At 69.4% G+C, this 16,091-nt stretch carries 14 protein-coding genes; 9 read left to right on the forward strand and 5 right to left on the reverse strand.

The annotated features are described in order from the left end of the window. Positions 1–71 precede the first annotated feature (71 nt). On the reverse strand, positions 72–1,100 hold the full coding sequence (locus tag FL311_RS15955) for a DUF3592 domain-containing protein (protein ID WP_141326002.1): 1,029 nt from the start codon (positions 1,098–1,100) through the stop codon (positions 72–74). A 184-nt stretch (positions 1,101–1,284) separates the two neighbouring features. On the opposite strand from FL311_RS15955, the gene FL311_RS15960 reads away from it, so the two are divergent. The 5 genes from FL311_RS15960 (at position 1,285) to FL311_RS15980 (ending at position 5,628) form a co-directional block, all read left to right on the forward strand. Beyond that, positions 1,285–1,671 (forward strand): hypothetical protein, encoded by a 387-nt coding sequence (locus FL311_RS15960; RefSeq protein WP_141326003.1) that lies wholly within the window; start codon positions 1,285–1,287, stop codon positions 1,669–1,671. Between the two features lie 120 nt (positions 1,672–1,791). Continuing rightward, a complete protein-coding gene (locus FL311_RS15965) occupies positions 1,792–3,054 on the forward strand; it encodes an SGNH/GDSL hydrolase family protein (RefSeq protein WP_141326004.1) in 1,263 nt (420 codons plus the stop codon). 192 nt (positions 3,055–3,246) lie between these two features. After that, positions 3,247–3,387, forward strand: a complete 141-nt coding sequence (locus tag FL311_RS15970; RefSeq protein ID WP_153882688.1) for a hypothetical protein — start codon at positions 3,247–3,249, stop codon at positions 3,385–3,387. 7 nt (positions 3,388–3,394) lie between these two features. After that, positions 3,395–4,468 (forward strand): hypothetical protein, encoded by a 1,074-nt coding sequence (locus FL311_RS15975; protein ID WP_194869220.1) that lies wholly within the window; start codon positions 3,395–3,397, stop codon positions 4,466–4,468. Positions 4,469–4,830: 362 nt separating this feature from the next. Next, positions 4,831–5,628, forward strand: a complete 798-nt coding sequence (locus FL311_RS15980) for an alpha/beta hydrolase (RefSeq protein ID WP_141326006.1) — start codon at positions 4,831–4,833, stop codon at positions 5,626–5,628. Between the two features lies 1 nt (position 5,629). Here FL311_RS15980 and FL311_RS15985 read toward each other — a convergent pair whose 3' ends face one another. The 3 genes from FL311_RS15985 to FL311_RS15995 form a co-directional block, all read right to left on the reverse strand. Next, positions 5,630–5,833 carry a hypothetical protein gene (locus FL311_RS15985; protein WP_141326007.1) on the reverse strand — a complete coding sequence of 68 codons (204 nt, stop codon included), beginning with the start codon at positions 5,831–5,833 and terminating at the stop codon, positions 5,630–5,632. 129 nt (positions 5,834–5,962) lie between these two features. Beyond that, on the reverse strand, positions 5,963–7,015 hold the full coding sequence (locus tag FL311_RS15990) for a fatty acid desaturase (protein ID WP_141326008.1): 1,053 nt from the start codon (positions 7,013–7,015) through the stop codon (positions 5,963–5,965). A 416-nt stretch (positions 7,016–7,431) separates the two neighbouring features. Beyond that, a complete protein-coding gene (locus FL311_RS15995) occupies positions 7,432–8,316 on the reverse strand; it encodes an NAD(P)-dependent oxidoreductase (RefSeq protein ID WP_141326009.1) in 885 nt (294 codons plus the stop codon). Positions 8,317–8,430: 114 nt separating this feature from the next. Here FL311_RS15995 and FL311_RS16000 point away from each other — a divergent pair, with 114 nt between their 5' ends. From FL311_RS16000 to FL311_RS16015, 4 genes are all read left to right on the forward strand, one after another. Then, positions 8,431–8,769, forward strand: coding sequence for a helix-turn-helix domain-containing protein (locus FL311_RS16000; RefSeq protein ID WP_141326010.1), 339 nt, complete (start codon positions 8,431–8,433; stop codon positions 8,767–8,769). A gap of 77 nt (positions 8,770–8,846) precedes the next feature. Continuing rightward, on the forward strand, positions 8,847–9,281 hold the full coding sequence (locus tag FL311_RS16005; protein WP_141326011.1) for a RidA family protein: 435 nt from the start codon (positions 8,847–8,849) through the stop codon (positions 9,279–9,281). Between the two features lie 273 nt (positions 9,282–9,554). After that, entirely contained in the window at positions 9,555–11,912 is a 2,358-nt protein-coding gene (locus tag FL311_RS16010) for a hypothetical protein (RefSeq protein WP_141326012.1), read from the forward strand. Positions 11,913–12,000: 88 nt separating this feature from the next. Further along, positions 12,001–12,195, forward strand: a complete 195-nt coding sequence (locus FL311_RS16015; protein WP_141326013.1) for a hypothetical protein — start codon at positions 12,001–12,003, stop codon at positions 12,193–12,195. On the opposite strand, the gene FL311_RS16020 is transcribed toward FL311_RS16015, so the two are convergent. After that, positions 12,192–16,091 (reverse strand): non-ribosomal peptide synthetase (locus FL311_RS16020; protein WP_141326014.1); only part of this gene is annotated, 3,900 nt, incomplete at its 5' end. The genes FL311_RS16015 and FL311_RS16020 overlap by 4 nt on opposite strands.

Consider the following 16,091-nt stretch of genomic DNA (forward strand, 5'->3'; position numbering starts at 1 on the left):
GATGGATGGGGCAGGCGAGCCTCCGTGCGTGGGCCTGCCGCATGCGTCCCGGTGGACCGGTGCGCCTCGGGTCAGGCCGAGCGCAGCGCCTGGAGCGCGACCTCGCCCACCTGGAGGTCCTTTCTCAGCCACCGCGCCAGCGCCTCCGCCCGGTCCTTTCCGGTGTCGCCGCAGACGGCTTCCCGTCGCGCCGTGCCGTCGGCGGTGGCGATTTCGAGCGTGGCCCGGTAGCGCGTCTTGTTCTTCGCGGACGCCTGGGACTCGACGCGCAGCGACAGCACGTCCTTCCACCGGACGTCGAGCCGCGCCTTGCGGCCCGGGATGGGCGGCAGCGAGAGGCTCTGCTCCCGGCGGTGGAGGCGCACCTCGTAGTGGCCGGCCTTCTTCCGGGCGTGGACGTGGCGCCCGACGAACAATCCGCACGCGATGACGACGCCCCAGGCCGCCACGCCCGCGGGCAAGGGTGGGTTGCCCCCCGCGAGGATGCTCGTGAACACGAAGCACAGCAGGGCAGCGGCCGCCATGGTGATGGCCGCGGAGGTGGCCGTGCCGGGTGCGTCGAGGTGCACACATTCGCTTCCGTCCTCCCGTGCGAAGGGGGACAGCAGCGGCGGCTCCGGTTTGAAGGCTTGCACCAGCGGCTTCAGCAGCCAGAGCGCCACCAGGTTGAAGGGCAGCAGCAGCAGCAGGACCAGCTCCGCGCCTCCGAGGCCCGCCTGGAGGACCGCCCTCGAGGGGTCGCCCGGCGCGTGGTGGACCGTGACGCGAGCCCCGACAGGGTACTGGGCCGCGAGCGCCTGGGCTTCCTCGAGGCGCCCCGAGCGCGGGTTCATGACGCGGTGGTTGTGACCCTCGTGCTGTTGTCCGTCGACGAAGTACGTATAGGTCAGCTTGAGGCCGTGCGTGGTGCTCCTGGCTCGACGGACCGACTCCACCTCGCTCGCGGTGATGGTGCCCTGCACGGTGGGCCAGCTCGCGGACTGTATCTGGCGTCTCACGTTGGAGCCGACCAGATGGTCGGCGAACCCGGTGAGGGCCCACCACAGCGACACCACCACGAGCAGCACGACGGCAGAGCCCACGCGAGAAGACGAAGACATGGTGTGAGTCTACTGAGGTTCTCCGGAATCAACGAGGCAGGGGGGGCGCCGGCCGCCCGTGCCTGGCGACGTCTGGCGACGGATTCCGACCGCTGGTCGGGTGCGTCACCTCCCGCTCGCGGGAAGGTGGCACCTTGTGAGGGCTTCACGTGTTGCCCTTCGCCTGTCGAACCGGAGACCCTCCATGCGAATCCAGACTCCCAGCACCTCGTACCGCGCCGCCATCGGCCTCGCGCTCTTCGCCGTGTCCTGCCTCATCTGGCTGGGCCTCGGTGTCGGCATCATCGGCGCGGACGGCGCCCGGGTGAACCTGCTCTACGGAGGGGTGGTGCTCATCGGCGTGGCGGGGGCCTTCATCGCGCGGCTGCGCGCGGCCGGCATGGCGCGGACGCTGGTCGCGATGGCCGTCGCGCAGGCGGTCATCGGCCTCGTCGCGGTGCTCGCGGGCTGGGGCTTGCCGTGGAGCCCTCCGGCCGAGGTGCTGGGGCTCACCGCGGGCTTCGTCTCGCTGTTCCTGGGGGCGGCCTGGCTGTTCCATCGCGGCGCGGGGGGGCGCGCCGTGGCCTCGTGAGCACTCGGGGACGCTTGCCGGGCCGCTCGACGTCGTGTCGCACGTCTGGGGGATTCCCGGCGTGCGCCTCCAGGCGCGCCGGTAGCGCCGGAGGGTGATGGCCACCCGGCGCGCCGTGCGGTGGGCTCCACCTGGACGAGAGGCCCGAGCCTCGGGAGGCATACCCTGTCGCGCCTGTTCAGGAGCCTGTGCCACCTCGGATGGGCCGCCACGGCGTGGGTCGCGTGCGCGTGTGGCGAGAAGTCGTCGCTCGCCTCGCCGTACTGGCTGCCCGCCTTCACCGCGCCGATGCACCCGTCGGCCTCGGCCACGGTGGGAGATGAGCTCGCCGGACCGAGCTTCCGCGACCAGACGGTGCGCATGTTCGTGCGGCCCACGCTGGCGGGCCCCCGGCTGCGGCTGGTGTTGAGCAACCAGTACGGTACGCAGCCCTTGCAGGTCGCGGCGGTTCGCGTCGCGTTGAGAACCCAGGGCGTCTCCATCGACCTCTCGACGGACCGGCAGGTCCGCTTCGCCGGCGCGACGTCCGTCAGCATCCCTCCGGGGAGGACGGCCACCAGCGAGCCCGTGGAGCTCGCGGTCGATGGCCTGCGGGATGTGGCGGTGTCGCTCCACTTCCTGGCGCGCTCGGGGGCCGTGTCCTGGCACCTGGAGGGCACGCGGAGCACCGCTGTCTCCGGTCGTGGCGACCACACGGGGGCCGCGAGCTTCGTGCCCGCGCTCACCACGCGCAGCCTCTACTTCCTCACCGCGCTGCACGTCGATGCCGCGGCGGATGCGTCCCTGGTCGTGGCGTTCGGCGACTCCATCACCGATGGCGTGGGGACCACGGTGGACCAGGAGCGCACCTGGCCCGCGCGCCTGTCGCAACGCCTGAGGGCGCGAGGCGGACGCGCCGTGGGCGTGCTCAACGCGGGGCTGTCGGGCAACCGGCTGTTGGAGGATGGATATGGCCCCAGCGGCTTGCGCCGCTTCGAGCGCGACGTGCTGGCCCAGCGCGGCGTGAAGGCCGTCATCCTGCTGGAGGGAATCAACGACCTCGGCCGCCCGGGGACGGCGTCCGGGGCCGAGCGCATCACCCAGGCCTACGAGCAGCTCATCCAGCGAGCGAGGGCCCGGGGCATGAAGGTGTATGGCGGGACGTTGACGCCGATGAAGGGCCATCCCTACTTCACGGCGGCGAACGAGGCCACGCGCGAGGCGGTGAACCAGTGGATTCGCACGCCGGGCCGGTTCGACGCGGTGATTGATTTCGAGGCCGCCCTGAGGGACCCGTCGGACCCCGACGCGATGCGAGCGGCGCTGACCGTGGATGGACTGCACCCCAACGATGCGGGCCACGCGCTCATGGCGGAGGCCGTGGACCTCCGCCTGCTCGAGTGACGTGCCAGGGCACGGGAAAGTTCTCCTGTCGACGAATGCCGGGCACGCCTGACACGTCAAGTGTCAGCCCTGACGCGTCAAGTGTCTGGATGGGATTCGCAAATGCCTGTGTTTGCATTGGGGCCCGGCTCTGGCGTGCTGGCATGTCTTCTGCTTCGCGGGGGCCCACCACCCCCAATGGAGGAATTCCAGATGAAGGTCGTGCAGCCCATCAATCCAGGCGGCAGCTACAACATCATCCAGACGGTCTACCGGCTCTCGCGGTTCTCCGGCCTGGGGGACCAGCTCGAGGACACGGCCTCCAACATCGCGCGCGCTCGGGCCCATCATTGACAGTGCGTTGACGCAGAATGCGCAGCAATTGGGGGTGTGGACGCGGGTGTGGGGTCCTTGTGTCTATCAGACGGACAAGGACTGCTCGGGGAAGGGGCGCGTGTCGAAGGTGGCCGACAACGTCATGTACGTGGCCTACAACGCGCAAGCGGACTGCTACGTCGTGGCGGTGGCTGGCACCAACGGGAACCGGGACACGACGTACAACTGGTACGACACGGACTGTCTGGACAACAACGTCTCGGTCACGGTGCCCTATCCGATGGGCATCACCCCGACGAACAGCACCAACCCCAGTCGCTCCAACATCGGGAATGTCTCGCAGGGGGCCGCCTGGGGGACCACGAATCTGCTGAACATGCTGGACCCGCAGACGAATCAGTCGCTGCAGACCTTCCTGGGGACGAAGGAGTCGTCCACGTCGACGCTGGTCTTCACGGGGCACAGCCTGGGAGGCTCGCTCAGTCCGACGTTGGCCCGCTGGCTCTATCCGAGCATCTTCGATGTGAAGCGGTGGAACGACGTCTTCGTGCTGCCGACGGCCGCGCCGACGACGGGAGACCAGGGCTTCGTCAACTACTTTGGCGGGCTCTTCGTGCCGACGTACATCACCGGCATCCCGAACTATGGCTACTGGAACCAGGTCATCACGAACGTGTACGACGTGGTGCCGCATGGCTGGACCAACCTGATGAACGTCCAGCCGCACAGCGTGCAGAACGACGTCGTGTGGGACTACGTCAAGAACAAGTCCATCCAGACGCTCTACGGCCCCCTCACGGGCGTCTTCGGGCTCGACGCCAACCTCGCCTATGGGACCATCCACCCGTTGTATGAGCGGGTCCCGGACCCGAATCCCTACGTCAGGCTGCCGTCGCAGTTCTTCATGCCGTCGCCGCTGCCCGCCCAGCCGACGGACTTCGCGGACTTCATGACCACGGTGGGGCAGCAGCACATCGACGCCTATGACGCCTTCTTCGGGGTGCCCGCCACCGTGGCGAGGCCGAAGGTCAGCCTGCTGAGCGCCTCGCCCGGCGCGGGGACGAAGGAGGACTCCGCGGCGGCGCGGAACATCGCCTGAGGTCGAGGCGGCGAGGAGCATCCCCGTCTTGCCATCGGCGGGGCCCGCTCAGGAGGAGGCGCGGCGCCGGGGGAGGGCTCACCTCCGGCGCCAACACCTCGCTGGAGAAGTCCTTGGAGCGCGCCGACCAGGTGCTCGTCGAGGGGCGCGCCAGGGTGATGGACCTGCGCGCCGCGATGGCGGCCCCGGGTGAGCTGTCCACGGCCTTCACCAGGCTGCGATGACCCGTGGACGGTCCTCGCGCTGGAGCTCGCGCCGCGCGGTTCGAGGTGGGGCGCGCCTCCCTCCATCGGGGGAGGCGCGCGAGCGGACACAGGTGCACTGTGAGGCTCGCGGTCCTTCCCTCCTGCCCCGAGAGCACGATGAGCGCGGCGCCCCCTGATACGATTGTCCTGATTCACGGCCTCTGGATGACGCCCCGGAGCTGGGAGCACTGGGTGGAGCGCTTCAAGGCCCGGGGCTACAACGTGCTCGCGCCCGCCTATCCGGGCCTGGAGGTGGAGGTCGAGGCGCTGCGCGAGGACCCGGCCCCCATCGAGAAGCTCACGATTGAGGAGACGGCCCACCACTTGGAGACCCTCATCCGAGGGCTCCCGCGTCCGCCCATCCTCATCGGTCACTCGTTCGGCGGCGCCATGGTGCAGATTCTGTTGGACCGGGGGCTCGGAACGGCGGGAGTGGCCATCGACTCCGTGCAGGTGAAGGGCGTGCTGCGCTTGCCGTTCACCACGCTCAAGGCCACCTTCCCCATCCTGGCCAACCCCGCCAACCGCCACCGCGCGGTGCCCTTCACCCACGAGCAGTTCCACTACGCCTTCACCAACACGCTCACGGAGGCGCAGTCCCGGGCCGTCTATGAGCGCTACCACGTCCCCGCGCCGGGCCGCTTCCTGTTCGACGGGGCGCTGGCCAACTTCAACCCGCACGCGGCCACGAAGGTGGACTTCGACAAGGAGGACCGCGCGCCCCTATTGTTCATCGCTGGGAGCGAGGACAACATCATGCCGGCGTCGCTCAACAAGTCGAACGCGCGGCACTACAACAGCGGCATCGTGTCCTACAAGGAGTTCCCCGGCCGCTCGCACTACATCTGCGGGCAGGAAGGCTGGGAGGAAGTCGCCGACCATGCGCTCTCCTGGGCCCTGAATCCCACGGCCTGAGTCACGACGCGCCCTGCTGGCCTCGCCGCTTCGACTTCCCAGGCGTGGCTCCGGCTCCATGAAGAGGCTCCTCGTCACCGCGGGTATGCTGCCCTGGTGCGTGGGGGCCTTCGTGCCGGAGCTTGCCGGTGTCGGTGACGGCCAGCGAGGTGTCATCGACGGCGATGCTGCCGGACCAGGCGTTGCGCACCGCGGTGTCGCTCATGAAGTCAGTGTGAACCGTGACCTTGGGGCAAGGTCAACAGCGGCACCCCGACGCTCTGTCAGTCCATCCCCACGCGGCGCCGGCCTCAGGCGTGCCGCCCGAGGCCGTTCGAGACTCACGAGCGTGGGTTCAGCCGACCACCGCGACGGCCTTGGCCTTCTGTGCCTCCAGCCAGGGGAGGTAGTGGCGCGCCATGAACTCCGGCTTGAAGTCGCGGTAGCTGCTGATGGCGCCGAGCCAGTGCGCGCCGCGGATGCATTGCCATGCGGGGTCGAACTGGTACGGCAGGAAGCCCGCGCGAGCGCCTTGCGGATACAGGTGATGGTTGTTGTGCCACTCCCCGGTGATGAGGCCCGGCCAGCGCTGGTTGATGGATTGGTCGCGCCGGTTGAAGTCCACCCCGTCGCGCCGACGGTCCTTCCCACCCCCGTGCCCGTCATAGTTGAACGTCCGCACGCCCACGACCCACACCCCGGACCAGCCGAAGAGCGCGAGCGCCAGCGCGTGCCCGCCGAGCAGGAAGAACACCCCGTACCAGACCGCCCAGTTCGCCAGGAAGTGCGCCACCGTCCAGCCCGGGTGACAGAGCGAGCCCCACTTCTGGTACTGCGCATGGCTGTTGAGGTGCACCCCCGTGTGCTCCATCAGCTTGCACAGCTGCGCGTAATCCCTGGCGTTCAAGTCCTTGCGGATGCCCTGATGATTCACGTCCGCCAGGAAGCAGTAGAGCCAGCCGGCCTTCGCGTTGTAGGGGTCGCCCGGCTGCTCGGACCTGGCGTGGTGCACGTGGTGGGAGATGACGTAGGTCTCTTCCGAGAGGGTCTTCACCACCAGGTTGCGGCACAGCTCCCGGAAGAAGGCGTTCCGGAACTTGAACGCACGGTGCGTGGCATAGCGGTGGAACCAGATGGTGCCGTGGGTGCCCAACACCACCATGCTGTAGACGAAGCCCGCCAGCAGCAGCCACACGCTGAAGTGGTGGGTGAAGAAGAGCGTCAGCGGGATGCCGAACCCGAACGTCGTGGCCCACCCTGTCAGGGCCAGCCAGTTCTTACGGGTTCGTAGAATGTTCAGTCGGGAGAAGAATTCCGAGAGGATTTCCCGGTGGGTGGGCACATGGAGCGCGCCGTTCTTTTCGTAGCCGTAACTCGGAGGGTCGAGGATGCGATCCAGAAATGACATGAAATCCTGAGCAGGCTGCCGGACGCGTGGGAAAGCGTGAGTGTCTCATGGAACTCCGGCGGCCGTGCCAGGTGTCACCCGATATTTGATTTCGAGGGGCAGGCGCGAGCGTCACGAGGGAGGAGACGCACTCCCCGGCAGCGTGAAACGTGCCGGGGGGCCCTCCTCATCCTGCCGGTCCGCGATGACTCAGCCTCTTGCCTGGCGCGCGGCTGCCAGCGAGGGGTGGCCTCACTGGCTGCCCTCAATCTGGCCCGCGGCGCTTGCCTGCAGGTCCGCGTGACATGCCAGCGCAACGTTGCGTCCGCACGGTGCGCCCGAGCCCGACGCCATCTCTGGCGGATGCGGATGAGGTTGAGCTTGTGGTCCGCGGCGGCCGGCGCGCTGCGCGCGGTGTGCCGGCCCTCGGACACCGCCTAGCGCGTCCGGTGCAAGACCTTGTACACGGCGGCATGCTCCTCGGCGCCATGCCCCGCGTCGATGGCCTGTCGGAAGATGCCGGCGACGAAGCGGGGCACCGCGTCGCTGATGCCAGCTTCTTGCGACAGTTGCACCAGCCGGGTGATGTCGTTGCCCGCGGTCTCCAGCGTGCTCTCGGGGTTGGCGTAGCCCGCCGTCTCGAGCACCTTCGCCATGTGGCGGGCGTCCTGGCCCAGCCCCGGAGCGAGCGCGTGCAGCGTCTCGCCGAAGGCCGTCACGTCCAGTCCCTCGGCGCGGCAGATGTGCGCGCCATGGGCGAAGCCAAGCCAGTGTGTGGCCAGATACGTCAGCACCGCCGAGAACATCGCGCAGGCGGCGCCTATGGCTTCGCCCATGTGCGTGAGCGTGCCGCCCAGGGCACTCAGGACGCCCTCATGTCGGCGCAGCACCTCGCCGGGGCCCGAGAGCACGATGGCGCCTTCTTCGGTGCCAATCTGTCGGGGCCAGGCGAGGACAGCCCCGCAGAGCAGGTCAATGCCGCGTCCGCGCGCCCAGGCCTCCAGGTTGCGAGCCTCCTGCGGTGTGCCGGAGCTGAGCTGCACCAACGTGCGCCCCGACAAGGCCGAGGTCACCTCCGGCACCTCGAGGATGGCGCGGGCGGAGGGATGGTCGGACACGCACACCACCACCAGCGGGCTGGCCTCTACCGCCGCCGCCGCGCTGGGGGCCACCACGGCTCCGGCTTGTCGCAGAAGCTCGGCGCGGCTCGCGGTGCGGTTCCAGACCGTCACCCGATGCCCGACTCGTAGAAAGGCTCCCGCGAGAGCCGAGCCCATCTTGCCCAGACCGATGACGGTCACGTCGCCGCGTGTATTGCTCATGTTTGCTGTCCCTGGGTGCGCTACGCTGGATGCGTGCGTCTGTTATTCGGATGAATCGCGGCGCGGGACAAGTACTTACAAAATGGTAAGTGCCGGACGAGGAGGAGACAGGGCATGGCGAGAAAGCAGCGCGCCGTGGATTGTGGGCTTGGCACGGCGTTGATGGTCATCGGCGGAAAGTGGAAGCCGACCATCGTGTGGGAGCTGCACCGGGGGCCCACGCGCTTCGGCGCGCTGAAGCGCCAGGTGCTCGGCATCAGCGAGAAGATTCTCTTCGAGCAGCTCCGGGAGCTGGAGGCCGACGGCGTGGTGGCGCGCGTGGTGTTCGACTCGGTGCCGCCCAAGGTGGAGTATTCGCTCACGCCGGCGGGCGCCGCGCTCAATGATGCCGTGCACGCCCTGGCGGAGTGGGGGCGGAGTCATGCGGCCCAAACGTCGGCCGCGCCGCGCTGACGACGCCCCGGGTCCGATTCGATTGAAGGTGGGAATGCCCGCTCGCATATTGGGGGCGGACTCCACACAGGTGAATCATGGGACAGAGCACTGAATCCTCGAAGACTCCGCCGTTGGTCCTGACGAATCCGAAGGGGTTGTTCGACCCGGCGCCCTATGGCTTCTCGCACGTGGCGCAGGTGGCGGCCGGAACCCGGCTCATCTACCTGGCGGGGCAGGGCGGCGAGCGTGAGGACGGCGCGCTGGAGCCCGACTTCCGCCTCCAGGTGAGGCAGGCGCTCCAGAATGTCCGCACCGCGCTGGCGTCGGTGGGGGCGGGCGTCGGCGACGTCGCCAAGCTCACGATGCTCGTGGTGGACCACACGGAGGAGAAGCTCCGCATCATCGGCCCCGAGCTGGACGCGGCCTGGGGTGGTGGAATGAAGCCGACCTGTACGCTGATTCCCGTGCCCCGGCTGGCGCTGGACGGGATGCTCTTCGAGGTGGAGGCGGTCGCCGTCCTTCGGACCTGAGGGGCCGGAGCTCCGGCCCAGGAGGCCCTCGTACGCAGCCGGCCTTCGTCGTCACGTCGGAGCGCAGGCGCGTCAGCGTGGCGAGCACCTGGAGGTGCTCCTCCGGTGTGAGGTGTCGGGGGTTGCCCAGCGAGGAGCTGACCGGCGCCTGGTCGTCTGCTGGCCCAGGTGGGAGTCCGTGGGTCTCCCACCTCGCGTTCAGTTCCCGCCAGCCTTCAGGACGCTTCCACTATGCCGGGGCTCCCCCGGCCTCGCTGTAGTAGGTTGGTGTGAATGGTACGTACTTCTGTGCTGGTGTTGATGGGGTTGTGCATCCTCGCCTCCGCCGAGGCCTTCGCCGCGTCTGCGGAGGCCGGCGCCGCGAAGTCCATCGCGGAGGCCACGAAGAAGGTGGAGTCGGCTCGCGCGGCGCTCGCGACGGCCGTCCAGAAAATCGAGGTGGAGCCGCCGCGAAACGTGGACCTCGACGCCGCCGTCGTGGCGGTGGAGGCGCTGAAGGACGCGCTCAACGCGGGGGCGAGCTTCGAGACGGAGGACCTGGAGTACGCCAAGCTCGTCCTCGCCGCGCGCAAGCAGCTGCGCACGCAGCGTGAGTACGTGGACGAGCGCCGCGCCAAGGTCCACATCCACGAGTTCCGCCGCCGCATCGACGGCGCGCTCGCGCCCCTGAACGAGCGGATGGCGAAGCTCGTGAAGGAGGACGCCGGCTCCAAGGGCATGGACGAGGCGCGCGCCGCGGTGGACGGGCTCAAGAAGCTGGCGGAGGAGGGGCGGCCCTTGAAGAGCCAGGACCCGAAGTTCGCCCAGTACCTCACCGAGGTCGACGCGACCATCGCCCGCCACGAGAAGACGCTCGACGAGCGGTGGCTGCAGCAGTCGGCGCAGAAGCAGCGCGGGCTGTTGGACGAGAGCCGCAAGTCGCTGGCGAACGCGCTCGCGGAGGTGAACAAGGCCTGGTCGGACGAGAGGTTCTCCGCGACGGACAAGGCCACGGTGGCCTTGCAGAAGACGCTCGACGAGGGCTCGCCGCTGGAGGCGCGTGACAAGGCGTACCGCGCGGAGGCGGACAAGGCCCGCGCGGAGATCACCCAGGCGCGGCGCCGGATGGATGAGCTCGTCGTCCAGGCGGGCGTCTCCCGGGTCAAGGTGGAGCTGGAGCCCGCGCACGAGGAGCTGCGCGCGTCCGCGAAGGCGCTCCGGGCCCGCCGCCCCACGCCCGAGCAGCTCGCCGAGGCGAAGACGGCGGCCTTCGTCGCGCGCAAGCTGGTGGACAAGTACGAGCCCCAGGCGGCGAGGAGCCAGGCCATCGGCCAGTACCTGGGCGAGGTGAAGAACACGCTCGTCGAGGTGGAGGTGGCGCTCCAGGTCCGCACGCTCGACGCGGCCCGCGCCGAGGTGGTCCAGGCCCTGCGCAACGTGGAGAAGCGGGCCGTGACGCCCGAGCAGTTCGAGGAGGCCAAGACGGCGATGGTCGTCCTGGAGAAGACGCTCGAGACGGTGCACGTGAAGAACCCGGCCGTCAGCCCCTCGGCGGCGGAGGCGCGGCAGCTGCTCAAGGACGGCCGGGCGACGATGGAGCGGCGCCGGTACGAGGTCGACCTGACGCAGCAGCGGATGAAGGTGGACGAGGCGCGCAAGAACGCGGCGGCGCTCGTAACGCAGATCCAGAAGGAGTCTCCCACCCCGGCGCAGCTGCAGGAGGCGGACAACGCCGTGAAGCAGATTGGTGTGGTGCTGGAGGCGGGGGCCGCGTTCGTGAAGAAGGACCGCGACTACGCCATCTACGCCAAGGAGACGAAGGAGCGCATGGCGGAGCTGGCGGAGCGGATCAACCGCCGGAAGATCGTCCTGTCCGCGGCGGACGCCCGGGCGCAGCTGTCCACGCGACTGGCGCTGACGAAGGAGAAGCTGGAGGCGGCCAAGAGCATCTCCGCGACGGACGGCGACGTGGAGACGGCGTCGAAGGGCGTGGACGAGGTGATGCAGTTCTTCGAGGCGAACGCGGCGCTGGAGCGGCAGGACGCGGGCTACGCGGCGAACGCGGAGCGGGGGCGCGCCGAGTGGCTGAAGCTGGTGGAGGCGCTGGAGTTCGCGAAGCAGGCGAGGACCTTGCGGCAGCTGACGGGGGAGGCGCTGGCGGCGGCCGGCAAGGCGTTCGCGTCGGCGGCGTCCTCCAAGGATTTGCGCAAGCGCAAGGAGCTGTACGCGAGCGCGGCGGAGAAGCTCCGGGCCTGCCAGGACGAGGGCGCGAGGATGGTGAAGGAGAACGCGAGCCTCGCCGGGGTGGACGTGCTGGTGGAGGGGATTCCCACCCGGCCGCAGGACGTGATGGCCCAGTGCGCGCAGACGGCGGAGGCGATCCAGGCGCCGCAGAAGAAGGCGGACGTGGAGCTGCGCTTCCAGGAGGGCCAGCGCAAGGCGTATGACACCGCGAAGGCGCTGCTCTCCAAGGGCAAGAAGCCCGAGGCGCTCGCGCAGCTCAACGACTGCATCGCGGAGGGGCGCATCCTGGAGAACGGGTACCCCGACTTCAAGGACCAGAAGTTCGACACCGGCAACGGCAGCATGAGCATGATTGAGCTCATCCAGCTCTGCGCCAAGGAGCGCAAGGCGTTGCAGGCCTCGCACTGAGCGGACAACCCCTGTTCGGGCTCATCCAGACCCGGTCGGCACTCGTGGCCGGCCGGGTCTTTCCTTTTCGCGCAGGGGGTTCGCCATCATGCCCGCGCTGTGTTGTCCCTCGGGATACACCTCGCTCTATCTCTGGCAGTGCAGGCGACTGGCGGCACACACCGGGCCCTGCAACTACGCCGGGCCCGGGAACTACAACGTCCTGCATCTGTATTGTGAATCGGGCTCGGCGTCCTACGACGCGGGCCCGACGGGCACCTATGCCTGCGGGGATTGCTTCTAGCCCGCGCGCGCCTCCGGTCCCAGGCTCGCATCCGGGTCCGCCAGCACGGCGTCCAGCGATTCCAACAGCTCCGCATGGAGGCGCGCCGCGGTGGTGGGCTCGAACAAGTCGGTGTTGAACTCCAGGATGCCCGAGAACCCCTCGGGCGTCTCCGTCAGCGCCAACGTCATCTCATAAGTGACGGAGCCGCGATTGACGGGCTCGTTGAGGACCGTGAGCCCCGGCAGCTCCAGCGGCGCGGTGGGTGCGTTCTGCAGCACGAACATCACCTGGAACACGGGCGGGCGGTTGGCGGGCAGCTCCACCCCGAGTGAGGCCATCACCTGGTCCAGCGGGACCTCCTGGTGGGCATACCCCGCCAGGGTCTCCTCGCGCACGCGCTGGAGCAGCTCCCGGAAGGCGGGGCGGCCCTGGAGGTTGACCCGCAGGCACAGCCCGTTGACGAACATCCCGATGAGCGGCTCCAGCTCGGGACGGAGGCGGTTGGCGATGGGCGAGCCGATGACCACCTCCTCCTGCCCTGCCTTCCTTGCCAGCACCGCGCCGAAGACGGCGAGCAACGCCATGAACGGCGTCACCTGCTCCTGCCGACAGAGCGCATTCAGGGCCTGGCTGCGCTCCACGCCCAGCGCCACGGTCAGATTGCGCCCGTTGAACGTCCGCACCGAGGGCCGCGGCTTGTCCGCGGGGAGGTCGAGCCGCGTGGGCGCTCCTGCGAGCGCCTTCTGCCAGAACCCCAGCCGCTCCTTCAGCTCCGCCCCGGACAGCCAGTCGCGCTGCCAGGCCGCGTAGTCGGGATACTGGATGCCCAGCGGCGGCAGCCCATGCGCTCCCCCCGTGACGCTGGCCGTGTAGAGCCGGCCGAGCTCTCGCGCCATGACGCCCATGGACCAGCCATCCGCCGTGATGTGGTGCATGCAGCAGAACAGCAGGTGCTCCTCGTCCTCCAGTCGGAGCAGCATCCCGTGGAGCAGCGGCCCGCGCGTCAAATCGAACGGACGCAGCGCGGACTCCAACATCAGGCGTCGCGCCTCCTCCTCGCGGTCCTCCCGCCCTCGGAGGTCCACCTCCCGGAAGGGGAAGTCCATCGATGCCTGGAGGTGCTGCAGCGGCACTCCGTCCTCCTCGGAGTAGGTGACTCGCAAGGTCTCATGTCGGGCGATGAGCCCCTGGAACGCCGCCTCGAGGTGCCGTGCCTCCAATCGTCCCTTCAACTGGAACGCGCGCGGGATGTTGTAGGCGCTGGACTCGGGAGCCCGCTGGAAGAACCGCCACAGGCGCTCCTGCGCGAACGACACCCGCAGGGCTCCTTCCCGGGACACCTTGCGCAGCGGAGGCACCGGCCGCGCGAGCGTCACGGGGGGCTCCGCGCGGGCGACGTGCCTGGCCAGGTCCGCCACCGTGGGCGCCGCGAACAACGTGCGCAGCGAGACCTCCACCCCCAGCTCGGCGCGCACCCGCGACACCACCTGTGTGGCCAGGAGCGAGTGCCCACCCAACTGGAAGAAGTTGTCGTGGATGCCCACGCGGGCCATCCCCAGCAGGGATGCCCACATCCGGCAGAGCGTCTCCTCCGTGAAGGTGCGCGGGGCCTGCTGCGTGGAGGCCTCCCCCTGGGGCGCCTCGGGCGAGGGCAGGGCCCGTCGGTCCACCTTGCCGTTCGGCGTGAGCGGCAGCGCGGGCAGCACCGTGAAGGACGTCGGCACCATGTGCTCGGGCAATCGTTCCCGCAGCCACGCACGAAGGGAGGACTGCGCGGGCGCCTGTCCCCGCGACACGAGGAACGCGGCCAGCTTGCGGTCCCCTCCCACCTCCAGCGCCACCACCGTGCAGTCCTCCACGGAGGGGTGCTGCCGCAGCGACTCCTCGACCTCGCCCAGCTCCACCCGGAAGCCGCGAATCTTCACCTGCAGGTCGGCGCGGCCCAGGTACTCGATGCGGCCGTTGGCGAGATAGCGGCCCAGGTCGCCCGTCTTGTAAAGACGCCCGCCCGGTTGGGTGGCGAAGGGGTCGGGCACATACGTGCGCGCGGTGAGGTCCGGACGATGGAAGTAACCACGGCCCAGCCGCTCACCCGCGACGTACAGCTCTCCGGGGACACCGACGGGCACCGGCCTCAGGTGCTCGTCCAGCAGGTAGACCGGGCCGTTGGTGATGGGCCGCCCGATGGGGACGGGTTGTCCGAGCGGCGGCGGTGAGTCGATGGCGTGGAAGGTCGAGAAGACGGTGCACTCGGTGGGGCCGTAGCCGTTGAGCAGGCGGCGCGGCGGCCCGTGTCGGAGCACCTCTCGCAGCGCCAGCGGGTCCGCGGCCTCGCCTCCGAACACGAGCGTGTGCACGTCGCGGAACGCCTCCGGAATCTGCCGCGCCAGCAGGTGGAGCACCGCGGTGGTGACGAACATCACCGTGATGGCCTCGTCCCGAATCTGGGCGGCCAGCTCGTGGGGCTCGCGCGCCGGGTCCGCGGTGATGCCGACCAGCCGGGCCCCATTCAGCAGCGCCCCCCAGATTTCGAAGGTGCTCGGGTCGAAGGAGGCGTTGGAGGCCTGGGCGACGCGGTCCTTCGGCGAGAAGCGCACGAAGTTCGTCTGGAAGAGCAGGGCGGAGATTCCCCGATGGAGGATGGCGCTGCCCTTGGGCCTGCCGGTGGAGCCGGAGGTGTAGATGACGTAGGCGAGGTTGTCGGAGCAGACGCTGGAGACCCCCGGCAGCTCGGAGCACCGGGCGATGACCTCCCGTTCGTCATCGATGCGGACCACCGGCCCCTCGAAGGGGGGCAGCTGCTGGAGCCTGGACGCGTGGACCAGGAGCAGCGAGACGCGGGAGTCCTGGAGCATGAAGGCCAGCCGCTCGGTGGGATAGGAGGCCTCGAGCGGAAGGTATGCGCCTCCTGCCTTGAGGATGCCGAGCATGCTGATGACCAGGTCCGCGGAGCGCTCGACGCACAGACCGACGAGCACCTCGGGGCCCACACCGAGTGAGCGCAGGTGGTGGGCGAGCTGATTGGAGCGCGCGTCCAGCTCCCGATAGGTGAGGCCCTGCCCGCCGTAGGAGACGGCGATGGCGTCCGGAGTCCTCGCGGCCTGGCGCGAGAACAGCTCGTGGACGCAGACGTCCCGGGGGAAGTCCGCGGAGGCGCTGTTCCAGTCGCGCAGCACCTGGTTGCGCTCGACGGGCGTGAGCAGGGGCAGCGCCGAGAGCCTCTGGTGCGGGTCGGCGGCCACCGCCTCGAGCATCACCTGGAGGTGCCCGGCCATGCGCTCGATGCGTGCCTCGTCGAAGAGGTCCGTGTCGTACTCGAAGGTGGCGCGCAGGCCCTCGGCGCTCCTCGCCATGTAGAGGACGAGGTCGCACTTCGAGGTCCCCGTGTCCGTCTCCCACGGCTCCGCCAGGGCGGAGAGCTGGAGCGAGGCGGACGGGTCCTCCTCCAGCGCGGGCGCCTTCTGCAACACGAACATCACCTGGACGAGCTGCGCGTGGCTGAGCGTGCGCTCGGGTTGGAGGGACTCGACCAGCTTCTCGAAGGGGAGCTCCTGGTGGGCGAAGGCTCCGAGCGTCGTCTCGCGCACCCGCGCGAGCAGCTCGGTGAAGCGCGGGTTGCCCGACAGGTCATTGCGCAGCGTGAGCGTGTTGACGAAGAAGCCGATGAGTCCCTCGACCTCCGGCCGGATGCGTCCGGAGATGGGCGAGCCGACGAGGAGGTCCTCCTGGCCGGAGTAGCGGTGGAGCAGGGCGCAGAAGCCCGCCAGCAGCGTCATGAAGAGCGTGGCGCGCTCCTGGCGGCAGAGCGCATCGACGGCCAGCGCCGTCTCCTCGCGGATGTGGAACGTCCGCCGAGCGCCCTGGAAGCGCTGGAGCGGCGGACGGGGGCGGTCCGCGGGGAGCGACAGGAGGGC

This window comes from Myxococcus sp. AB025B, from assembly GCF_006518215.1.
Taxonomy (GTDB): Bacteria; Myxococcota; Myxococcia; order Myxococcales; family Myxococcaceae; genus Myxococcus; species Myxococcus fulvus.